We start from the raw sequence: 18,031 nt of genomic DNA on the forward strand, positions 1-18,031 counted from the left end.
CACTCCGACGGCCAGCGGACGCGGCTTTCAATTCAGGCTTCGTCAGCGTTCAGACAGTCTTCATCCACCTTGCCAGCCGGTTTGCCGCATCCTCGAGCTGGTCGAGGCGGCGGTGGAAGCACAGCCGCAGGAACGCTTCGCCACCGGGACCAAAGGCGGTGCCGGGCGCCAGGCCGACATTGGCCTTGTCGACGATTTCGAAAGCGGCTGCCCGCGAGTCCGTTATGCCGTCGACGGTGAAGAACAGGTAGAAGGCGCCCTGCGGTACGGTGAAGCGCGCCTTACCGGTTTCGCCGAGAATACCGCAGACCAGATCGCGCGCTTGCCTCGCCCGCTCCACCTGTTCGGCGACGAAAGCATCGCCCTCGTCGAGCGCCGCGACCGCGCCGCGCTGCATGAACTGGGCGACGCCCGAGTTCGAATACTGGATCAGGTTCTCGAACACCTGCTGCAGGCTTGGATGCGTCTTGATCCAGCCGACGCGCCAGCCGGTCATCGCCCAGTTCTTGGAGAAACTGTTGACGAACAGGATGCGGTCTTCCGCCTCCGCGATGTCGAGGAAGGACGGCGAGCGGCCGTGACCATAGTGGAACAGCGAATAGATCTCATCGGCGATGATCCACAGGCCCTTGGCGCGGGCGAGATCGAGGATCGCCCGCAAGGTCTCATGGTCGGCGGTCCAGCCGGTCGGATTGGACGGCGTGTTGATGAACAAGGCCTTCGTGCGCGGTGTGACCGCCGCCGCGATCTTCTCGACGTCGCATGACCAGCCATTTCCGGAATGGTCGAGTGTGACCGGCACCGGCATGGCACCCGCGATTGCCGCGGCAGCGTCGAAATTCGGCCAGGCCGGCGACAGGTAGATCACTTCGTCGCCGGGTCCCGCCAGCGCGTCGAGCGCCAGCTGGATGGCATGCATGCCGGAGCCGGTGACGATGAATTGCTCCTCGGCGAAGGTCTTGGCGAAGTGCCTTTCGTAGTAGCGTGCCAGGGCCTGCCTGAGATCGGGAATGCCCCTCTGCCAAGTGTAGAACGTCTCGCCGCCGGCCAGCGCCTTCGACGCCGCATCGGTAATGAAGGACGGCGTCGGCAGGTCGCCCTCGCCGGCCCAAAGCGGAATCAGGCCTTCGCGCAATCTCCCATAATTGACGACGGCCACGATCCCGCTTTCAGGCGCGGCCAGGGCCTCGGGGCGCAGGGTCTGGATCAAGGTCATGGGCAGGTCCATTGTCTCGGGGGCGTTCGTGGGTGCTGTTTACCAGATGCGAAAACAGAAAACCCCGGCCGCCAACGACCGGGGTTTTGGTCCAGAAGAACCCTATCCGTCTATCGCCTGGCCAGCAGATCGCGGATTTCGGTCAAAAGCTGCACATCGGCCGGCGGTGGCGCGGCCGCTGGCGCGGGCTTCTCGCGCTCAAGCCGCCTGCGCAAATTGTTCACAGCCTTGACCATGAGGAAGATGATGAAGGCGAGGATAAGGAAGTTCAACACCGCGGTAATAAAGCTGCCGTAGGCGAGCACGGCGCCGTGCGCCTTGGCATCAGCCAGCGTCGTAGCCTTGTTGTCCAAGGACAGGGGCAGGAAATAATTGTTGAAATCCAGTCCGCCGAAGATCGCACCGACAATCGGCATGATGACGTCGTCGACGAGTGACTTGACGATAGTGCCAAAGGAAGCGCCGATGATGACGCCAACGGCCAAGTCCATCACATTGCCCTTGGAAATGAATTCCTGAAATTCTCTCAGCATTCGACCCTCCTGTCCCGACCGGCCGTGCTGCCGTTCCGTCCTTACGGCATCGCCCTAGGGGCACCATAACAAAAACCTTGGGTTGCACCATTGGCTAAAAGAGGAAAACAACCGCTTTCGCCCTACCCCGAGGGCAACCCCCCGGAAAATCGCCGCCGCATGCGCCGAAAGCCGCGATGGACTTGGCGCCCAAGCTGTGGTTGCGTCTAACCCGGCCAGGTGAAAATCGGCGCAGGGAGGATCTTGCCGGCGTGCAGGGCTTGTTCATCGTCATCATCGCGATCGCCTATGTGACGCTGCTGTTCGCCATCGCCAGCCTGGGCGACCGCCGCTCTGCCTTGTCAGGGCCCAGCCGGGCGCGACCTTTCATCTATTCGCTCAGCCTTGCCATTTATTGCACGTCCTGGACCTTCTTCGGCTCGGTCGGCCTTTCCTCGGAACGCGGCCTCGAGTTCCTCGGCATCTATACCGGCCCGGTGCTGGTGTTCGTGTTCGGCTTTCCCTTGCTCAACCGCATCGTGCGGCTGGCCAAGACCGAGAAGATCACCTCGGTCGCCGATTTCCTCGGCGCGCGTTACGGCAAGAGCTTCACCGTGGCCGCGATCGCCACGCTGATCGCCACGATCGGCGCCGTGCCCTATATCGCGCTGCAATTGAAGGCGATCTCCGGCTCGGTCAGCCTGATGGTCGAGCATTATACTGGGTCGCCGCCGTCCTTCGATCCGTTTGTCAGCGACATCTCGCTGGTTGTCGCCATGCTGCTTGCGCTGTTCGCGGTCCTGTTCGGCACGCGCCATGCCGATGCCACCGAACACCAGGACGGGCTGGTGCTGGCTGTGGCGGTCGAGACCGTGGTCAAGCTTGCCGCCTTCCTGGCCATCGGCCTCACGGTCACCTTCCTGATCTTCGGCGGCCCCGGCGACATGTTCGACCGGCTGGCCGAGAACGGCCAGGTGCGGCAGGCAATGGGCTATTCGACATCGCTGGCCACCTGGCTGGTGCTGACGTGCCTGAGCGGCTTTGCCATCATCCTTTTGCCGCGGCAGTTCTACGTCACTATCGTCGAGAACCGCAGCGAGGCCGAACTGCGCACCGCGACCTGGGTGTTCCCGCTGTATCTCGTGGCGATCAACCTGTTCGTGCTGCCGATCGCCTTTGCCGGCCTGACGCTGGTCGGCGCGAGGACGAGCAGCGACCTTTACGTGCTGTCGCTGCCGCTGTTCAGCGGCCACGATTTCCTGGCCATGACCGCCTTCATCGGCGGCTTGTCGGCGGCAACCGCCATGGTCATCGTCGAGAGCGTGGCGCTGTCGATCATGATCTCCAACGACCTGATCATCCCGCTGTTCGTGCGCCGGCTGTTGCGGACGACCACTTCCGAGAACGAGGATTGGTCGACGCTCATCCTCAACGTGCGGCGGGCGTCGATCTTCATCCTTTTGTTCATCGCCTTTCTCTACTATCGCGAGAGCACCAACAGCGCCCGGCTGTCCTCGATCGGCCTGATGTCCTTCGCGGCGATCGCGCAGTTCGCCCCTGCCCTGATCGGGGGGCTGATCTGGCGCGGCGCCAATGGCCGCGGTGCCGCACTCGGCATGGTCGCCGGCATCCTGGTCTGGGGCTACACGCTGCTGGTGCCGTCGCTCGTCGCGCCCGATACTGGCATCATCGTCCACGGACTGTTCGGCTTCGAGGCACTGCGGCCGCAGGCATTGTTCGGCACCGTCGCCGAGCCGCTGAACCACGGCGTGCTGTGGAGCCTGTCGGTCAACGCGCTGTTCTTCGTCTTCGGCTCACTGTCGCGCGCGTCGGTACCGCTGGAGCGCATCCAGGCCTCGATCTTCGTGCCACGCGAAGCCGGACCGATGCCGAGCCTGCGCCGCTTCCGCACCGCCATCACCGTCAACGACCTCAAGGATACGATCGCACGCTATCTCGGCGTCGAACGGACCGAGCGGTCGTTTCAATCTTTCGAGAAGAGCAACGGTACCTCGCTGCATGGCAACGAGCAGGCCAGCATGGACGTCATCCGCTTTTCCGAGCAGCTTTTGGCCAGCGCCGTCGGCTCCTCCTCGGCACGGTTGATCCTGTCGCTGCTGTTCCGGCGCCACGACCGCGAATCCCGCGACGCCTTCCGCCTGCTCGACGACGCCACGGAAGCGCTGCAGCACAACCGCGACCTGCTGCAGATCGCGCTCGACCAGATGGAGCAAGGCATTACCGTCTTCGACCGCGATTTCCGGCTGATCTGCTGGAACCGCCAGTACCGGGCGCTGTTCGACCTGCCCGACGAGATGGGCCAGGTCGGCGTTTCGCTCGACCAGATCCTTCGCCATCTGGCCGAACGCGGCGACATTCCCACCGACCAGCGCGTGACGATGCTCAACCGGCTGACCAGCTTCGTCAGCCCCTGGCAGATGGAGCTAAAGACCAGCGGCCGCATCCTCGAACTGCGCTCCAACCCGATGCCTGACGGCGGCATTGTCGCCACCTATGCCGACATTTCCGGCCGCGTCGAACAGGATCTCGCGCTGAAAAGTGCCAATGAATCACTGGAGCAGCGCGTCAAGACCCGCACCATCGAACTGACTGGGGTCAACGAGGAATTGACCCGGGTCAACGAGGAACTGGCGCAGGCCCAGATGCTCGCCGAAGAGGCCAATCTCGGCAAGACGCGCTTCCTTGCCGCCGCCGGTCACGACATCCTGCAGCCCTTGAACGCCGCCCGGCTCTATTGCTCCTCGCTGATCGAGAAGGCCGGCAAGGGTCCGGCCGGCAAGGCGGCCATCAACATCGAATCCTCGCTGGAATCGGTCGAGACCATTCTCGGCGCCGTGCTCGACATTTCGCGCCTCGATGCCGGCGCCATGAAGCCGGACGATACCGCCTTCAACCTCGACGGGCTGCTCAGCCAGATCGGCAATGACTTTCGACCGATGGCCGCAGCAAAGAAGCTCGAGCTGATCATCATAGCGTCCTCACTGACCGTGATGACGGACCGCAACCTGTTGCGCCGCCTGATCCAGAACCTGATTTCCAACGCCATCAAGTACACGCGCCAGGGCCGCATCCTGGTCGGCGTGCGGCGGCGCGGCGAACTGGCGGAGATCCAGATCATCGACACCGGCATTGGCATCGCCGGTGACAAGCTGAACACCGTCTTCCATGAGTTCACCCGACTGGACGAAGGCGCACGCGAAGCAGAAGGTCTTGGTCTTGGCCTTTCCATCGTCGACCGCATCGCAAGGGTGTTGCGGGTTGAGATCCGTATCTTCTCCAACCCGGGCAAGGGCACGCGCTTTTCCGTCATCCTGCCGGTGGCGGCCGCGCAGGTGCCGCGACGCGAGGTCGAGACCAAGGCGCCTGCCCGCGCGACGGCTTCGCTCTCCGGCCTGAATGTGCTGTGCATCGACAATGACATCCGTATCCTCGAGGGCATGCGGCTGCTGCTCGAGGGCTGGGGCTGCAATGTAGCCACGGTGACCGGCTCGGAGGATCTGGAGAGGGCCGCGATCGACCGTCCGGACATCGTGCTTGCCGACTACCATCTCGACCGCGAAACCGGTCTCGACATCATTAGCAGGCTGCGAGCCACTCACGGCGACGACCTGCCGGCCGTTCTGGTCACGGCCGACCGTTCCAATGAGGTACGAGCAGCCGCGGCAGGCCTGGACATCCCGATGATCAACAAGCCGTTGAAGCCGGCGGTGCTGCGTTCGATGATGGCCAGGTTCAGGCCGATGGTGCGGGCGGCGGAGTGACGTCGAAGCGCCAGGATCAGATTTGGTGCCCCAGGGTTTTGGGATAGGCGCGGAACATGTCGGCGAGCGCCTCGGAATAGGCCGATGCGGCGAGCCGAAGGTAAGTTCCAACTGAGCCAAGCAGCCGGCACTCAGCCCGCCGGCCGCAGCGGGTCGCTGCCTATCTTGGACAGCAGGATCACCGCCTGGGTGCGACTGTCGACGCCGAGTTTTTGCAATATGGCCGAGACGTGCGCCTTGATCGTCGCCTCGGAGACGCTGAGTTCATAAGCGATCTGCTTGTTGAGCAGGCCCTCGGCCAGCATGCCGAGCACCCGGGTCTGCTGTGGGGTCAACGTCTGCAATCGTTTGATCAGGTCCGATATTTCGGGATCGCGTTCGACACCGAGATCGACGCCGACAGGTGCCGCGATATCGCCGGCAAGCACCGACTGCACGGCGCCGCGGATTTCCTCCATGCTGGCCGACTTGGAGATGAAACCGGAGGCGCCGAGATCGAGCGCGCGCCGTATGGTCGCCGGGTCGTCATGCGCCGACACCACGACCAGCGGCACCGCCGGATGGATACCGCGCAACGAGATCAGGCCGGAGAGGCCGCTGGCGCCGGGCATCGACAGGTCGAGCAGCACCAGATCGACATCTTCATTGGCCACGACCAGCGCCTTGGCGCTTTCGAAATCACCTGCCTCATGGATGGCGGCGACATTGCCGATGCCGGCAAGCGCCTCGCGCAGCGCGCCGCGAAACAGCGGATGATCGTCGGCGATGACGAAAGAATAGCCTGACGGCAAATGTCCCTCCCCGAATCCCCGATTTACTGCTTTTCGCGGGATCAGTTGGACGATTATGAGAGGCTGCGCACTGGTTTCAAGCGGCAAAGCCAGCGCGCCGCGTTTTCCCTTGTCTATGGCGCTCAGGTCTTCTGCGAATTGAGCCGGCCGCCGTCGCCACTGTCCTTGTCCATATCCTTGACGATGCCCATGAAGCTCTTCAGGAAGCGCTCCATGTAGCTCATCGTCGTGTTGAAATCCTCCTCGCTCGGCAGTTTCGATTCGAGACGGGCGGAGAGCGAATTCTCCAGCTTGGTGACGCGCTCGTCCATCGCCTTCATCGAGGCCTGCAAGCGATCGACCTCGTCCTGGTAGGCGGCGCGTTCGTCGGCCGCCATCTTGCAGACGAGCTGGCCCGAACGCTCCTCGCAGATCGACATCGCGCCGGTCTGCGTATCCATGCGGATATAGCCGGTGGCCGACTTTTCCAGCCGGTAGCGGTCCGTTTCTTCCGAATAAGCTGAAGCCGCGACCAGTGAAACGAGCGCGGCGGGGATCAAGATGTGCTGCAGACGCATGTTGTCCTCCATGGCCAAGGCCTCAAATATCGCATGTTTGCGCCGGAAATGGGGAAGACCCTTGGCGTGGCCTTCCCCGCGCGACTGGTTCGGATTATAGCGCAACCATGTCACAGATTATCTACAAGATAACTCCGCAAGCGCCTTGGCGCGAGGCCGAAGCCAAAGGCCGCTTCACCGGAGCGCCGATCGACATCGCCGACGGCTTCATCCATTTTTCGACGGCGGCGCAGGCCAGGGAAACCGCGGCAAAGCATTTCCAGGGCCAGACCGACCTTCTGCTGGTCGCCGTCGACGGAACCAGCCTGGGTGATGCGCTGAAATACGAGATCTCGCGCGGCGGCGCGCTGTTTCCGCATCTTTACGGCGTGCTCGACCTGAAAGCGGTGCTCTGGGTCAAGCCGCTGCCGCTTGGGGCCGACGGTACCCACCAGTTCCCGGTTCTGGAGGGGCTATGAGCGTGCTCGACCGGATCGGCCAGAAACTGCTGTTCACCTTCGATCCGGAAACCGCGCATGGCCTGTCGATCGCGGCACTGCGCTGCGGCCTGCCGGGCGGCGCGCGGACGGTACGCGATACAAGGCTGAAGGTCCGCCTTTGCGGTCTCGATTTCCCGAACCCACTTGGGATGGCGGCTGGCTACGACAAGAACGCCGAAGTACCCGACGCGCTGCTTGGCCTCGGCTTTGGCTTTGCCGAAGTCGGCACGGTGACGCCGCTGCCGCAGGCCGGCAACCCGAAGCCGCGCATCTTCCGGCTGACGTCGGATGAAGCAGTCATCAACCGGCTTGGCTTCAACAATGAGGGCCATGCGGCCGCCGAAAAACGGCTTGTGGCGCGAATCGGACGCGGCGGCATCGTCGGCGTCAACATTGGTGCCAACAAGGACAGCACCGACCGCGTCGGCGACTACGAGAGCGGCGTTTCTCGCTTTGCTGCTTATGCCAGCTATCTCGCCGTCAACATTTCCTCCCCCAACACACCAGGCTTGCGCACCATGCAGGCGCGCGAGCAACTCGGCGAATTGCTGTCGCGCGTCATGGCCGCGCGCACTGCAGCGTCCGCGCAGCCGCCGATTTTCCTCAAGATCGCGCCGGACCTGGCCGAGGCCGAGCTGGAAGATATCGCCGCCGAGGTCATCGAAAAGCAGATCGACGGCATCATCGTTTCCAACACAACCGTTTCCCGGCCGGTGCTGCGCGGCGACGATGCCGCGCGAGAGACAGGCGGGCTTTCGGGAAAGCCGCTATTCGAACGCTCGACCATCGTGCTGGCCAGGATGCGCAAGCTGCTCGGGCCCGAGATGGCGATCATCGGTGTCGGCGGTGTCAACTCAATGGAGACGGCTCTGGAGAAGATCCGTGCCGGCGCCGATCTCGTCCAGCTCTATACCGGCATGATTTATGGCGGACCGGCGCTGCCGGGCCGGATCGTCGCCGGGATGGCACGTTTTGCCGCGACGGAAAAACTCAGGTCGATGCGCGAGTTGCGCGACAGCCATCTCGACCGATGGACGTCGAAGCCGCTCAGTTGAACGCGGTTTGCATCCGCAGCCGCAAAATTGTCAGCAGGCTCAATCCCCGCACCAGCAGAAAGACGTGCAGCGCCGCCCACAGGCCGTGATTGCCGAAGGCGGGCGCCAACGTGATCAGCGCGGCGGCAAAGGCAAGGAATGACAAGAGCATCATGTTGCGCATGTCGCGCGACCAGGTCGCGCCGATGAAGACACCATCCATCTGGAAGGCGAGCACACCGCTCAGCGCGGTGAAAGCCGCCCAAGGCAGGTAGGTATCGGCCACGGCGCGGACCTCCTGCGCCGTCGTTACGACGGCGATCAGGTTGGTGCCGGCCATGAGCAGCACCAGCGTCGCGGCAGCGGCCAGACCAAGGCCCCAGAACAGGGTCAGCCGCACTGCCCGCCGGAAGGGCTGTTCGGCACGCGCGCCGACGGCACGGCCGGCGAGTTGTTCGGCGGCGGTGGCGAACCCGTCGAGGAAATAGCCGGCGACGAGAAAGAAGTTCATCAGCACCGCATTGGCGGCCAGAGTCACCGTGCCGAACTGCGCGCCCTGACGGGTGAACAGCGCGAAGGCGGCTAGCAGCGAGAACGAGCGGATCATGATGTCGCGGTTGAGCGACAGCATGCGCAGGAAGGCGCCCATATCGAGCAGGCGCTGCCGAGGCAAGGGCGGGGTGGATCGGAACCGGCGAACGACGATCGCGAGGCCAAGCAGCATGGCGAGCAATTCGCCGGTGACGGTTGCCCAGGCGACGCCGGAAACACCCCAGCCGAGCTCAAGGCCGAGCAGAAAGCACAGCGCGATGTTGGTGCCGTTCAGCACCAGTTGGAGGATCAAGCCGAGCCCGCCCTCGCCGCGCCCCAGCACGTAACCGAGGATGGCGTAGTTGATCAGGGAGAACGGGGCGGCAAGCAGCCTGATCCTGATGTAGACGCCCATCGCGTCGCTGACGCGCGGCCCGGCATCCATGAACCACCGGCCGCCAACGGCGATAAGCGGTGAAAGCGCTGCCAGCACGACGCCAGCGACGACCGCGATCAGCACGGCGCGCCAGAACACCGCCTGTTCCTCCAGCGCGTCGCCACGCCCAAAGGCCTGGGCGACTAGGCCGGTGGTGCCCGAGCGCAGGAAATTGAAGGTGGTGAAGACGACGTCGAAAGCCAGCGCGCCGGCGGCCAGGCCGCCAAGCAAGGCGGCGTCACCGAACTGGCCGACAACAGCCGTATCGACGAGGCCGAGCAGCGGCGTCGTCAGATAGGCGAGCGTCATCGGCACGGCGATGGCAAGCACCGACCGGTTGGTGACGGAAAATACTTTGGCGTCGGCTGGGATGGCGCCCTTGTCCAAAGGATTGCTGCCTTGCTGATTTGCGGCTTGATCGGGGAACCGATGTGCCCCATTTTCCGGCCACCGCGCAATCGCCCTTCCGCGGCGGCCAACCGAAATCCCGCTCTGGCGAGACCGTCCGACCCAGTTCATGCCCCTGCAGATCGTCCACCATCCCGACTACGACGCCGGCTTCGCGACCAGCCATCGCTTTCCGATGAGCAAATATCCGCTGCTGATGGAGACCCTGCGAGCACGCGGCCTGGCCGGAGCCGGGGCGCTCAACACAGCCGAACCCGCGCCTGCGTCGTGGCTTAAGCTCGCTCATGCGGCAGATTATGTCGAGCAGGTCATCAGTTGTTCGGTCCCGGAAAAAATCGAGCGCGAGATCGGCTTTCGGGTCGGCCCGCGCGTCTCGTTGCGCGCGCAGCTTGCCACCGGTGGCACGATGGCGGCGGCGCGGCTTGCCTTGCGTCACGGTATCGCCTGCAACACCGCCGGCGGCAGCCATCATGCGCGGCGCGCGCAAGGCGCCGGCTTCTGCACTTTCAACGACGTCGCCGTCGCCTCGCTGGTCCTGCTTGAAGAGGGCGCGGCACACAATATCCTGGTGGTCGATCTCGACGTGCACCAGGGCGACGGCACGGCGGATATTCTGGGCGACGAGCCACGCGTGTTCACCTTCTCCATGCATGGCGAGCGGAACTACCCCGTGCGTAAGATCGCCTCCGACCTTGACGTTGCCCTGCCCGACGGCACGGGCGACGCCGCCTATGTCGAAAGGCTCGATTCCATCCTGCCGGAGCTGTCGGCCGGGGCGCGTTGGGACATCGTCTTCTACAATGCGGGCGTCGACGTCCATGCCGAGGACCGGCTCGGCAGGCTGTCGCTTTCCGACAAGGGCCTGCGCGCCCGCGACAGGATGGTCGTCGGCCATTTCCGGGCGCTCGGCATTCCCGTGTGCGGTGTCATCGGCGGCGGCTATTCCATCGATGTGCCGGCACTTGCCGCGCGCCACGCCGTCCTGTTCGAGGTCGCATCGGGCTATGCCTGAAGATCACTTCCGGTAGTTGGCGATCCTGAGCAGGATGAAGGCCGGCACCACGATCGCGGCACCGAGCAGGATGTAGCCGAGGAAGCGGTCGATGGCGTGGAAGCCGAGATTCCATAGATCAATGAAGAACTTCTGGATGCCGTAGAACACGTCCATCGGCGACCAACCGAACGCGTTCATGACCAGGCCGACGAGAAAGGATACCACCAGCAGCTTCAGAATAATCCTGAGCGGCGAGTCGCCGAGAAAGCGCGTCAGTGCGGACAAAGCCGTCTCCCGATTGAGATGCCCGGACTCATGGGCACCGCGCAGAGATACGTGCTTGGCGGCCATCCATCAAGCCGCAGGGGCCGGTGCGGGGGAATTGATAAGCCGCGATCAGATGGTGGGCGCCATCGGGAGTCCCAACCGCTCAAGCGCCGGGCCGTGTGGCTTCCGGAAGGCCGCAATTCTTAAATACAGGTAAACAGTTTCAATTTAATTTATTGAAAACAAAGCACAAAATCGTCATTCTCCAGTTTTGCGCAATGTGCGTGCAATTTTCGCTTGCGAGATATCGGGCGTCTTTCAGGTGACGGACCGCACGGCGCTCTGCCCCGCCACAGCCGGTTAAATCCGGTCGCCGGAACCGCGCAGCCATCCCTGAAAGACGCCGATCGGAGCCTGACCCCGAAGGGTCAGGGTCCACAATAGTTAACCAGCGTGTCGGACACCGATGCGCGTTCGTGTTGGAGTAATGTAGTGTCCCCTCAAGCAAAGATCGTCCTGACGGCGAGTGCCATCGCCCTTTGTCTTCTCCGTCCGGCGACGGCCGCCGACCTTTCCCCCACCTACAATGATCCCCCCGCCTTCCAGTGGAGCGGCGCCTATGTCGGCATCCACGGCGGTACGGCCTTCACGAGGATGCCGAACCCGTTCGCCGGTCGAAACGGCTTCAGCGGCGGCGTCCAGGCCGGCTACAACCAGCAGATGGGCTCGGCGGTTCTCGGCGCCGAGATCGAAGGCTCCTATCTAGGCGGCGCCGAACACGATGTCCGGGGCGGCAAGATCAAGGAAAAATGGCGCGGAGCGGCCAAGGCGAAGGCCGGCGTGAGTTTCGACCAGACCCTGCTGTTCGGAACCGGCGGCGTGGCCATGACCAAGTTCGACAAGGGTGACGGCGTAAGGAGCAGCGACGACTGGAAGATGGGTTACCTCGTCGGCGCCGGCATCGAGCAGGGCTTCGCCGGCGGCCTCTCGGCCAAGGTCGAGTACGACTATGTCCGCACCCCCGGGGTGGAAACGACATCGGCGCTTGGCGGATCCAAGGAGACGATCGGCAGCCATGAGTTGAAAGCCGGCATCGACTACCGGTTCTAAACAGCAGGCGACCGACGTCGATCGCGCGATGGCCCCAACGGCATCGCGCGGTCTTGTTGTTGTCCGGACGCTGACGTTTCCTCGATGCAAGGAGCATTCCATGCTTGTCGCAATGTCGATGTAATGTTCGCAATCTAGGTTTCTTGCGTGAATTTTCACCATGGGAACAGCAATGTCCACGCATCGCCCCGGCCTACGGACGACCAAGCTATTGTTCATTGCGATCGCACTCGCCTTGGCGGGCTGCGCCTCCGACATCATGAAGAACTATGTCGGACGACCGGTCGAATCGGTCGTTCTGGATTACGGTCCGCCAACGGCGGTCATCGACCTCGGCCAGGGAGAGCGCGCCTATCAGTGGCGCCAGGTCTCGACGTCCGCGGTTTCCGGAACGTCCAGCGGTGAGGTTCGCCACACAAAACATGGAACCATCTATGAAGAGACCGACACGCCCGGCTATATCGAGCGTCAGGAATGCTTCTACACATTTTATGCCCGCGCTTCCGGCGACCGCTGGTTCATCACCAATTTCCGCCGGCCAAACCTGGAATGCGAATGAACGGCGGCGCTGCAAATCCTGTGGCGGCGGGTGAAGGAGAACGCCGATGCGCGTCCTGCTGATCGAGGACGAACCGGAAATGGCGTCCGTGCTGAAGGCCGCTCTGGAGCGTCTGGACATCATCGTCGATCATGCCGCTACCTTGGCCGACGCCGAGGCGGTGGCTCGTCTGGGCCATCACGACGCCGTGGTGTTGGATCGCCGGCTGCCGGATGGCGACGGCCTCAGCCTGATCCCGCGCCTGCGTGCCTTGCATCTGGATGTGCCTGTCATCGCGCTGACGGCGATGAGCGGGTTGGACGACCGGGTTGCCGGGCTCGATGCCGGCGCCGACGATTACATGGTCAAGCCCTTCGCCACGGTGGAACTCGTCGCGCGGCTCCATGCCCTGCACCGGCGCTCGTTCGCCTCGCGCGCCAACCAGACGAGGGTTGGCCGCCTCACCTATGATTTCCGCCATCGCGAGGCGCTGGTCGCGGATCAGACGCTCGATTTGCCACGGCGTGAAAGGCTGGTGCTTGAAACGCTTATCCGCCGGCCGGGCCGGACCATCATGCGCGGCGCACTCGAGGAGGCCGTCTACGCCCTGGACGACGAGATCGGCTCGAATGCGCTCGACGCGCACGTCTCGCGGCTGCGCCGCAAACTCGAAGACGTCGCGGCCGGCATCGAGATCCGGGCGATCCGCAACCTTGGTTACCTCCTGCGGGCGGCGTCGTGAAGAAGGTGCGCCCGCGCTCGCTGCAATGGATCCTGATCCGCCGGCTGATCCTGCTGCAGGCCGCGACGCTGCTCCTCTTCATCGTGCTTTGCGCGGCAGCCCTTTGGATCGCCAATCCGAGCCTGCTCATCGACAACGAGGCTGCCGTCGCGGCCGTCAAGGATGCCATCGAACGCGACAAGGACGGCGCCCTGATTGTGCGTGAAACGGAAGATCTTGCGGCGTTTCGCCGGAGCTTCCCCAATGTCTGGTACATCGTTCGCGACGATCACGGGCAGAGCGTCCGTTCCGGCACGATACCGGATGTCTACACCAAGGACTTCGGCGGCCTACTCGGCGAGGCAGACCACGCCACGATCGGATTCTCCGACAAGGACATGCGGCCGGAAGCCTATATCGAAAACGCTTCGACCAGGGCCGGCGCGGTCCGGATCATCGCCGCGACGCAGTCCTCGCGCCAGGAGACCGACGGGCTCGAGATCAACATTTCGGCCACGGTGGAGGTCGCCCGATATCCGGACGGCAGCAGGAATTGGGAGCGCGCGCTGCCGGCGCTTGCGCTCGTCGTCGCGATCCTGCTGTTGCCCATCGTCCTCGTCATGGGCGCGATCACGCTGGTGACGACACCGGCCGTCGTGCGCCGCTCCTTTGCCGGCCTGGTCGAAACCGTCCGCCAAGCTGCCCGCATCGATATCGGCACCCGCGCGATGCAGTTGCCGGTCAAGCACGTGCCGCAGGAAATCGCGCCGCTGGTGCATGCCTTCAACGATGCTTTGGCCCGCCTCGCGCAGGGGTACGACCGGCACAACCGTTTCCTCACCGACGCGGCCCACGAATTGCGCACGCCGATCGCCATCCTGCGCACCCGCGCCGAGTTGCTGCGGCAGGAGCCGCAAAGCGCGCGGCTGCTGCATGACATCGAGCGCCTGTCGCACCTTGCGCAGCAACTGCTCGACCATCAATTGCTCGACCGCCCATCGGACCAGCGCGAGATCGTTGATCTCGATGATCTGGTCAGACGGGTGGCGGCCGACTTCGCGCCGCTCGCCATCGAGGCCGGCTACGACCTTGCCTTCGAGCCTTCGCCCGACAAGACACGCGTCGATGTCAACGTGCTGCAGATCGAGCGGGCGCTCGCCAACCTCGTGCGCAATGCCATCGAGCATGGCGGCGGCGCCGGCACCATCACGCTTGCGATCGACAGGACTGGCGGCATCGAAGTGCGCGACGAAGGCCCGGGCATCCCCGTGGACGAGCGGGAGAATGTCTTCGAGCCCTTCTATCGCCTGCAGCCGCAGTCGCGCGGGGCGGGGTTGGGGCTGGACCTCGCCCGGCAGATCGCTCTGCTGCACGAGGGAACAATCCGGATCCTGGCGGGCTCATGGCGCGGTGCCCGCATCCGCATGGAACTGCCGGTTCGTTCGTGATACGTGCCACCGGCGGCCCCAAAAGCGTGGCGGCCGCGCGACCCCCTAGCTACCTGTTTTCTGTTTTCTAACCAATTGCCGCTATTGCCATTCCAAAGCGGGGAGCCAGGCTTTGGTGGGAACGGGAAAAATCGGCGCGCACCGCGCACCCATGTTGTCGGTCGTCGTGCCTTGCTACAATGAGCGCGACGGCGTGGCGGAGCTTCATCGACGCGTCAGCGCGGCATGCCTCGAGCAAAGCCTCTCCTACGAGGTCGTTCTCGTCATCGATGGAGCGACCGACGGCACCCGTGAGGCCATTTTCGAACTGGCCGAAAAGGACGACCATGTGGTCGCCATCGACCTTGCCCGCAACTACGGCCATCAGATCGCCTTGAGCGCTGGGCTGGAATTCTGCCGCGGCCAACGCATCCTCATTCTCGACGCCGACCTCCAGGATCCGCCCGAACTGCTTGGCGCGATGATGGCGAAGATGGATGAAGGCTTTGACGTCGTCTACGGCCAAAGGGTGAAACGGGAGGGCGAAAGCTGGTTCAAGCTGGCCTCCGCCTCGATGTTCTACCGCCTGCTCGGCCGGATGGTCGATGTCGAGATCGCGCCGGACTCCGGAGATTTCCGGCTGATGAGCCGCCGCGCGCTGGACCATCTTGTCGCGATGCCCGAACGCTACAGGTTCATTCGCGGCATGGTGAGCTGGATCGGGCTGAGGCAGGTCGCCTTCCCCTATGAACGGCAGCGGCGCTTTGCCGGCGCCACGCACTACCCGTTGAAGAAGATGGTTCTTCTGGCGGTCGACGCAATGACCAGCTTTTCGATCGTGCCTTTGCGCTTCGCTTCGCTGCTGGGCATGATGTTCGGCCTGCTCGGCCTGGTCGTGCTTGGCTATACGCTGTTCGAATGGTCTATCGGCAATGTTCTGCCGGGCTGGACGAGCCTTGCCGCGATCATGCTTATCCTGGGCAGCGTCCAACTTCTGGTGCTGGGCATTTTCGGCGAGTATCTCGGCCGCATGTACATGGAGACGAAGCGGCGACCGCTTTATTTCATCAACGAGATCGTTTCACGAAGCCAGGCGGCGGGCGAGGACCAGGACCTGCCAGTCCACCGCCTCCAGGAAATAGTGAAACGGGCGGCGCGTCGTTGAGGCAAGGGTCGACCGTGGGTAACGGCAACGCCATGGGCAGGATATGGTCGGCTGTTGCGGCCGGCTTTTCAAGAATGCTGCGGTTCGGCGCGGTCGGGCTGCTCAACACGGCTCTGGGCTATTGTCTTATCCTGGCTGGGCTGAAGCTGGGCCTTGGCGACATCGCCGCCAACATGACCGGCTATGCCGGCGGCCTTGTCCTTGGCTTCTTCCTCAACCGCCGCTGGACCTTCGGCCGTGCGGGCGGTTTTCGCTCCGGCACGGCCGTGCGGTATGCGCTTGCCTTCGTTGTGGCTTATACCGCAAATCTGACGATAGTGGTCGCCGCCATGTCCGCCGGCATCGTCGAAAATCCGTTTGTCCATCTGGCGGGAAACTGCCTCTACTCGGTCCTCTTCTATCTCGGCTCGGCCCGTTTCGTCTTCGTCGGCGCGGCAAAGGACACTGTCTTGATCGCGATCGACATGAAATCCCCTGGAGCGGCGACATGAACAAGGTCGAGGCAATCGTTCCGGTGTTCTCGCCGCTCGAGGACGCACAGCGCGCCAGGCTGATATTATGCCTGATCGGCGCGGGTGTCATGGCGACGGTTCTGGCAACCTTTGCCAGCGCAACCCTGCAGGACCCCGACAGCTGGTGGCATGTCAAAGTGGGGCTGGATTTCCTGGCAAACGGAACGCTTCCGACCGTCGACACCTATTCCTACACCTTTGCCGGCCAACCGTGGATCGCCAAGGAATGGCTGGGGCAGGTTCTGCTGGCCCTTGCCTACAGCGCGGGCGGCTGGAACGGCGTCGTCACGCTGATCATCGGCACGATCTGTCTCGCGGTCTTCCTGTCGGGATGGTTCCTCAGCGCGCATCTGAAACCGGTCCTGGCCGTAGCGCTGGCATTCGTCGCGGCATTCCTGATCAGCCCGATCTATACGGCGCGCCCGCACGTCTTCACCTTGCCGATCATCGTCGTCTGGACGACGATGCTGTTTCGTGCCGCGCGGGACGAGAAGGCCCCGCCGCTCTGGCTGCTCGGTCTGGTCGTATTGTGGGCGAACCTGCATGCCACGTTCACCCTGAGCTTCATCATCGCTGCCTTCGCCGGCCTCGATCTCCTGGCGCGCACCGGCCTGTCGAAACCCGCACTTTTGGCGAAGTGGGTGGCGTTTGGCCTGCTCTGTCCGTTGGTCAGCCTGATAAACCCTTATGGCGTGCAGGCCATCCTGGCCACGCTCACCGTCGCCTATGGCAATGAGGCTGTGCCGCTGATCCTGGAGTGGCGGCCGTTCAATGCCCAGGAACAGGTCCTCCAGGAAGCCGCGACACTGCTGGCCTTTTTCGGGCTTCTGACATCGAGGCTACGGATCGGCTGGGCCAAGGCGTTGTTCATCGTCTTCACCTTGCACGTCTACCTTTCGCATCTGCGGTTCGTCTATCTGTTCTTCCTGCTTGTTCCCCTGGTGGTCGCGGTCGAGGTCGCGCGCCAATATCCCACCCTGTCCGCAAGCGCCTGGCTGAATGAAGAGCGCGACGGACTGGAAAAATTCCTCGCCAGCCGGTTCCGTCTGCTCCGCGGCGCGACGGCGGTGTCGCTGGTCGTTGCGATCCTTGCGCTCAACAATGCCTACCAGGTCGCGCCGAGCCCGAAGACATCAGCCAGCGGCGCTCTTGCGTTCGCCAGGGATCACCACCTCGCAGGCAATGTGCTGAATTCCTACAATTTCGGCGGCACACTGATTTTCCACGACATCAAGACCTATGTCGACGGCAGGACGGACCAGCTGTTCCTGGGCGGGTTCACGAAAGCGGATGAGGCGATGGGGCAGACCGGGGGAAAACCACTGCTCGAGGCCCAGTTGAAGAAATACGCGATCGGCTGGGCACTGCTTACAGCCGCGGATACTCGCATCCCCTTCTTCGCCGAGTTGGGCTGGAAGCGGGCCTATGCCGATGACTATGCCGTGATCTACCTGCCGGCAACCTGATCGGCCGCATCCAAACCGGCTTCGCCGGCGTTCAAAGCACGGCGTTCCGGCTTGACACTCATGTTGCAGTGCAGCAAAATCGTTT

At 63.5% G+C, this 18,031-nt stretch carries 17 protein-coding genes; 11 read left to right on the forward strand and 6 right to left on the reverse strand.

Features of this window, described 5'->3' with window-relative positions:
* Positions 1 to 49: 49 nt before the first annotated feature.
* A complete protein-coding gene (locus X742_RS161835; protein ID WP_023770986.1) occupies positions 50 to 1,216 on the reverse strand; it encodes a pyridoxal phosphate-dependent aminotransferase in 1,167 nt (388 codons plus the stop codon).
* 110 nt (positions 1,217 to 1,326) lie between these two features.
* On the reverse strand, positions 1,327 to 1,749 hold the full coding sequence (mscL, locus tag X742_RS161830; RefSeq protein WP_023770987.1) for a large conductance mechanosensitive channel protein MscL: 423 nt from the start codon (positions 1,747 to 1,749) through the stop codon (positions 1,327 to 1,329).
* A 251-nt stretch (positions 1,750 to 2,000) separates the two neighbouring features.
* On the opposite strand from mscL, the gene X742_RS161825 reads away from it, so the two are divergent.
* The gene (locus X742_RS161825) at positions 2,001 to 5,510 is read left to right on the forward strand and encodes a PAS domain-containing hybrid sensor histidine kinase/response regulator (protein ID WP_023770988.1); all 3,510 of its coding nucleotides are present in this window, start codon (positions 2,001 to 2,003) and stop codon (positions 5,508 to 5,510) included.
* A gap of 131 nt (positions 5,511 to 5,641) precedes the next feature.
* Here the strand turns inward: X742_RS161825 and X742_RS161820 are convergent, their stop codons facing one another.
* Together X742_RS161820 and X742_RS161815 are read right to left on the reverse strand one after the other, a co-directional pair.
* On the reverse strand, positions 5,642 to 6,301 hold the full coding sequence (locus X742_RS161820) for a response regulator transcription factor (protein WP_023770989.1): 660 nt from the start codon (positions 6,299 to 6,301) through the stop codon (positions 5,642 to 5,644).
* Between the two features lie 122 nt (positions 6,302 to 6,423).
* Positions 6,424 to 6,858, reverse strand: coding sequence for a hypothetical protein (locus tag X742_RS161815; protein ID WP_023770990.1), 435 nt, complete (start codon positions 6,856 to 6,858; stop codon positions 6,424 to 6,426).
* A gap of 107 nt (positions 6,859 to 6,965) precedes the next feature.
* Here X742_RS161815 and X742_RS161810 point away from each other — a divergent pair, with 107 nt between their 5' ends.
* Entirely contained in the window at positions 6,966 to 7,316 is a 351-nt protein-coding gene (locus X742_RS161810) for a DUF952 domain-containing protein (RefSeq protein WP_023770991.1), read from the forward strand.
* Entirely contained in the window at positions 7,313 to 8,392 is a 1,080-nt protein-coding gene (locus X742_RS161805; RefSeq protein ID WP_023770992.1) for a quinone-dependent dihydroorotate dehydrogenase, read from the forward strand. The genes X742_RS161810 and X742_RS161805 overlap by 4 nt, the downstream gene beginning before the upstream one ends.
* Here X742_RS161805 and X742_RS161800 read toward each other — a convergent pair.
* Complete coding sequence (locus X742_RS161800) at positions 8,385 to 9,725, reverse strand: MATE family efflux transporter (protein WP_023770993.1); 1,341 nt, start codon at positions 9,723 to 9,725, stop codon at positions 8,385 to 8,387. The genes X742_RS161805 and X742_RS161800 overlap by 8 nt on opposite strands.
* Before the next feature lie 130 nt (positions 9,726 to 9,855).
* Between X742_RS161800 and X742_RS161795 the strand changes: the two genes are divergently transcribed.
* Complete coding sequence (locus X742_RS161795) at positions 9,856 to 10,758, forward strand: histone deacetylase (RefSeq protein WP_023770994.1); 903 nt, start codon at positions 9,856 to 9,858, stop codon at positions 10,756 to 10,758.
* Positions 10,759 to 10,761: 3 nt separating this feature from the next.
* On the opposite strand, the gene X742_RS161790 is transcribed toward X742_RS161795, so the two are convergent.
* The gene (locus X742_RS161790; protein WP_023770995.1) at positions 10,762 to 11,025 is read right to left on the reverse strand and encodes a DUF6460 domain-containing protein; all 264 of its coding nucleotides are present in this window, start codon (positions 11,023 to 11,025) and stop codon (positions 10,762 to 10,764) included.
* A gap of 474 nt (positions 11,026 to 11,499) precedes the next feature.
* Between X742_RS161790 and X742_RS161785 the strand changes: the two genes are divergently transcribed.
* The 7 genes from X742_RS161785 (at position 11,500) to X742_RS161755 (ending at position 17,946) form a co-directional block, all read left to right on the forward strand.
* Positions 11,500 to 12,117, forward strand: coding sequence for an outer membrane protein (locus X742_RS161785; protein WP_023770996.1), 618 nt, complete (start codon positions 11,500 to 11,502; stop codon positions 12,115 to 12,117).
* Positions 12,118 to 12,289: 172 nt separating this feature from the next.
* The gene (locus X742_RS161780; RefSeq protein WP_023770997.1) at positions 12,290 to 12,676 is read left to right on the forward strand and encodes a hypothetical protein; all 387 of its coding nucleotides are present in this window, start codon (positions 12,290 to 12,292) and stop codon (positions 12,674 to 12,676) included.
* A 46-nt stretch (positions 12,677 to 12,722) separates the two neighbouring features.
* A complete protein-coding gene (locus X742_RS161775) occupies positions 12,723 to 13,397 on the forward strand; it encodes a response regulator transcription factor (RefSeq protein ID WP_023770998.1) in 675 nt (224 codons plus the stop codon).
* A complete protein-coding gene (locus tag X742_RS161770; RefSeq protein WP_023770999.1) occupies positions 13,394 to 14,824 on the forward strand; it encodes a HAMP domain-containing sensor histidine kinase in 1,431 nt (476 codons plus the stop codon). The genes X742_RS161775 and X742_RS161770 overlap by 4 nt, the downstream gene beginning before the upstream one ends.
* Positions 14,825 to 14,939: 115 nt before the next feature.
* Positions 14,940 to 15,968, forward strand: coding sequence for a glycosyltransferase family 2 protein (locus tag X742_RS161765; protein ID WP_023771000.1), 1,029 nt, complete (start codon positions 14,940 to 14,942; stop codon positions 15,966 to 15,968).
* 14 nt (positions 15,969 to 15,982) lie between these two features.
* Entirely contained in the window at positions 15,983 to 16,459 is a 477-nt protein-coding gene (locus X742_RS161760; RefSeq protein WP_245273917.1) for a GtrA family protein, read from the forward strand.
* Positions 16,456 to 17,946 (forward strand): hypothetical protein, encoded by a 1,491-nt coding sequence (locus X742_RS161755; RefSeq protein WP_023771002.1) that lies wholly within the window; start codon positions 16,456 to 16,458, stop codon positions 17,944 to 17,946. Before X742_RS161760 ends, X742_RS161755 begins: the two co-directional genes overlap by 4 nt.
* Positions 17,947 to 18,031 lie beyond the last annotated feature (85 nt).

Source organism: Mesorhizobium sp. LNHC229A00 (assembly GCF_000502415.1).
In the GTDB taxonomy this organism is placed as follows: Bacteria; Pseudomonadota; Alphaproteobacteria; order Rhizobiales; family Rhizobiaceae; genus Mesorhizobium.

Excerpts from the sequence above, each read along its gene's own strand:
- X742_RS161815 (WP_023770990.1), bottom strand. The coding sequence starts at position 6,858 with ATGCGTCTGCAGCACATCTTGATCCCCGCCGCGCTCGTTTCACTGGTC.
- X742_RS161835 (WP_023770986.1), bottom strand. The coding sequence starts at position 1,216 with ATGACCTTGATCCAGACCCTGCGCCCCGAGGCCCTGGCCGCGCCTGAA.
- X742_RS161795 (WP_023770994.1), top strand. The coding sequence starts at position 9,856 with ATGCCCCTGCAGATCGTCCACCATCCCGACTACGACGCCGGCTTCGCG.
- X742_RS161775 (WP_023770998.1), top strand. The coding sequence starts at position 12,723 with ATGCGCGTCCTGCTGATCGAGGACGAACCGGAAATGGCGTCCGTGCTG.
- X742_RS161810 (WP_023770991.1), top strand. The coding sequence starts at position 6,966 with ATGTCACAGATTATCTACAAGATAACTCCGCAAGCGCCTTGGCGCGAG.
- X742_RS161805 (WP_023770992.1), top strand. The coding sequence starts at position 7,313 with ATGAGCGTGCTCGACCGGATCGGCCAGAAACTGCTGTTCACCTTCGAT.
- X742_RS161780 (WP_023770997.1), top strand. The coding sequence starts at position 12,290 with ATGTCCACGCATCGCCCCGGCCTACGGACGACCAAGCTATTGTTCATT.
- mscL (WP_023770987.1), bottom strand. The coding sequence starts at position 1,749 with ATGCTGAGAGAATTTCAGGAATTCATTTCCAAGGGCAATGTGATGGAC.
- X742_RS161755 (WP_023771002.1), top strand. The coding sequence starts at position 16,456 with ATGAACAAGGTCGAGGCAATCGTTCCGGTGTTCTCGCCGCTCGAGGAC.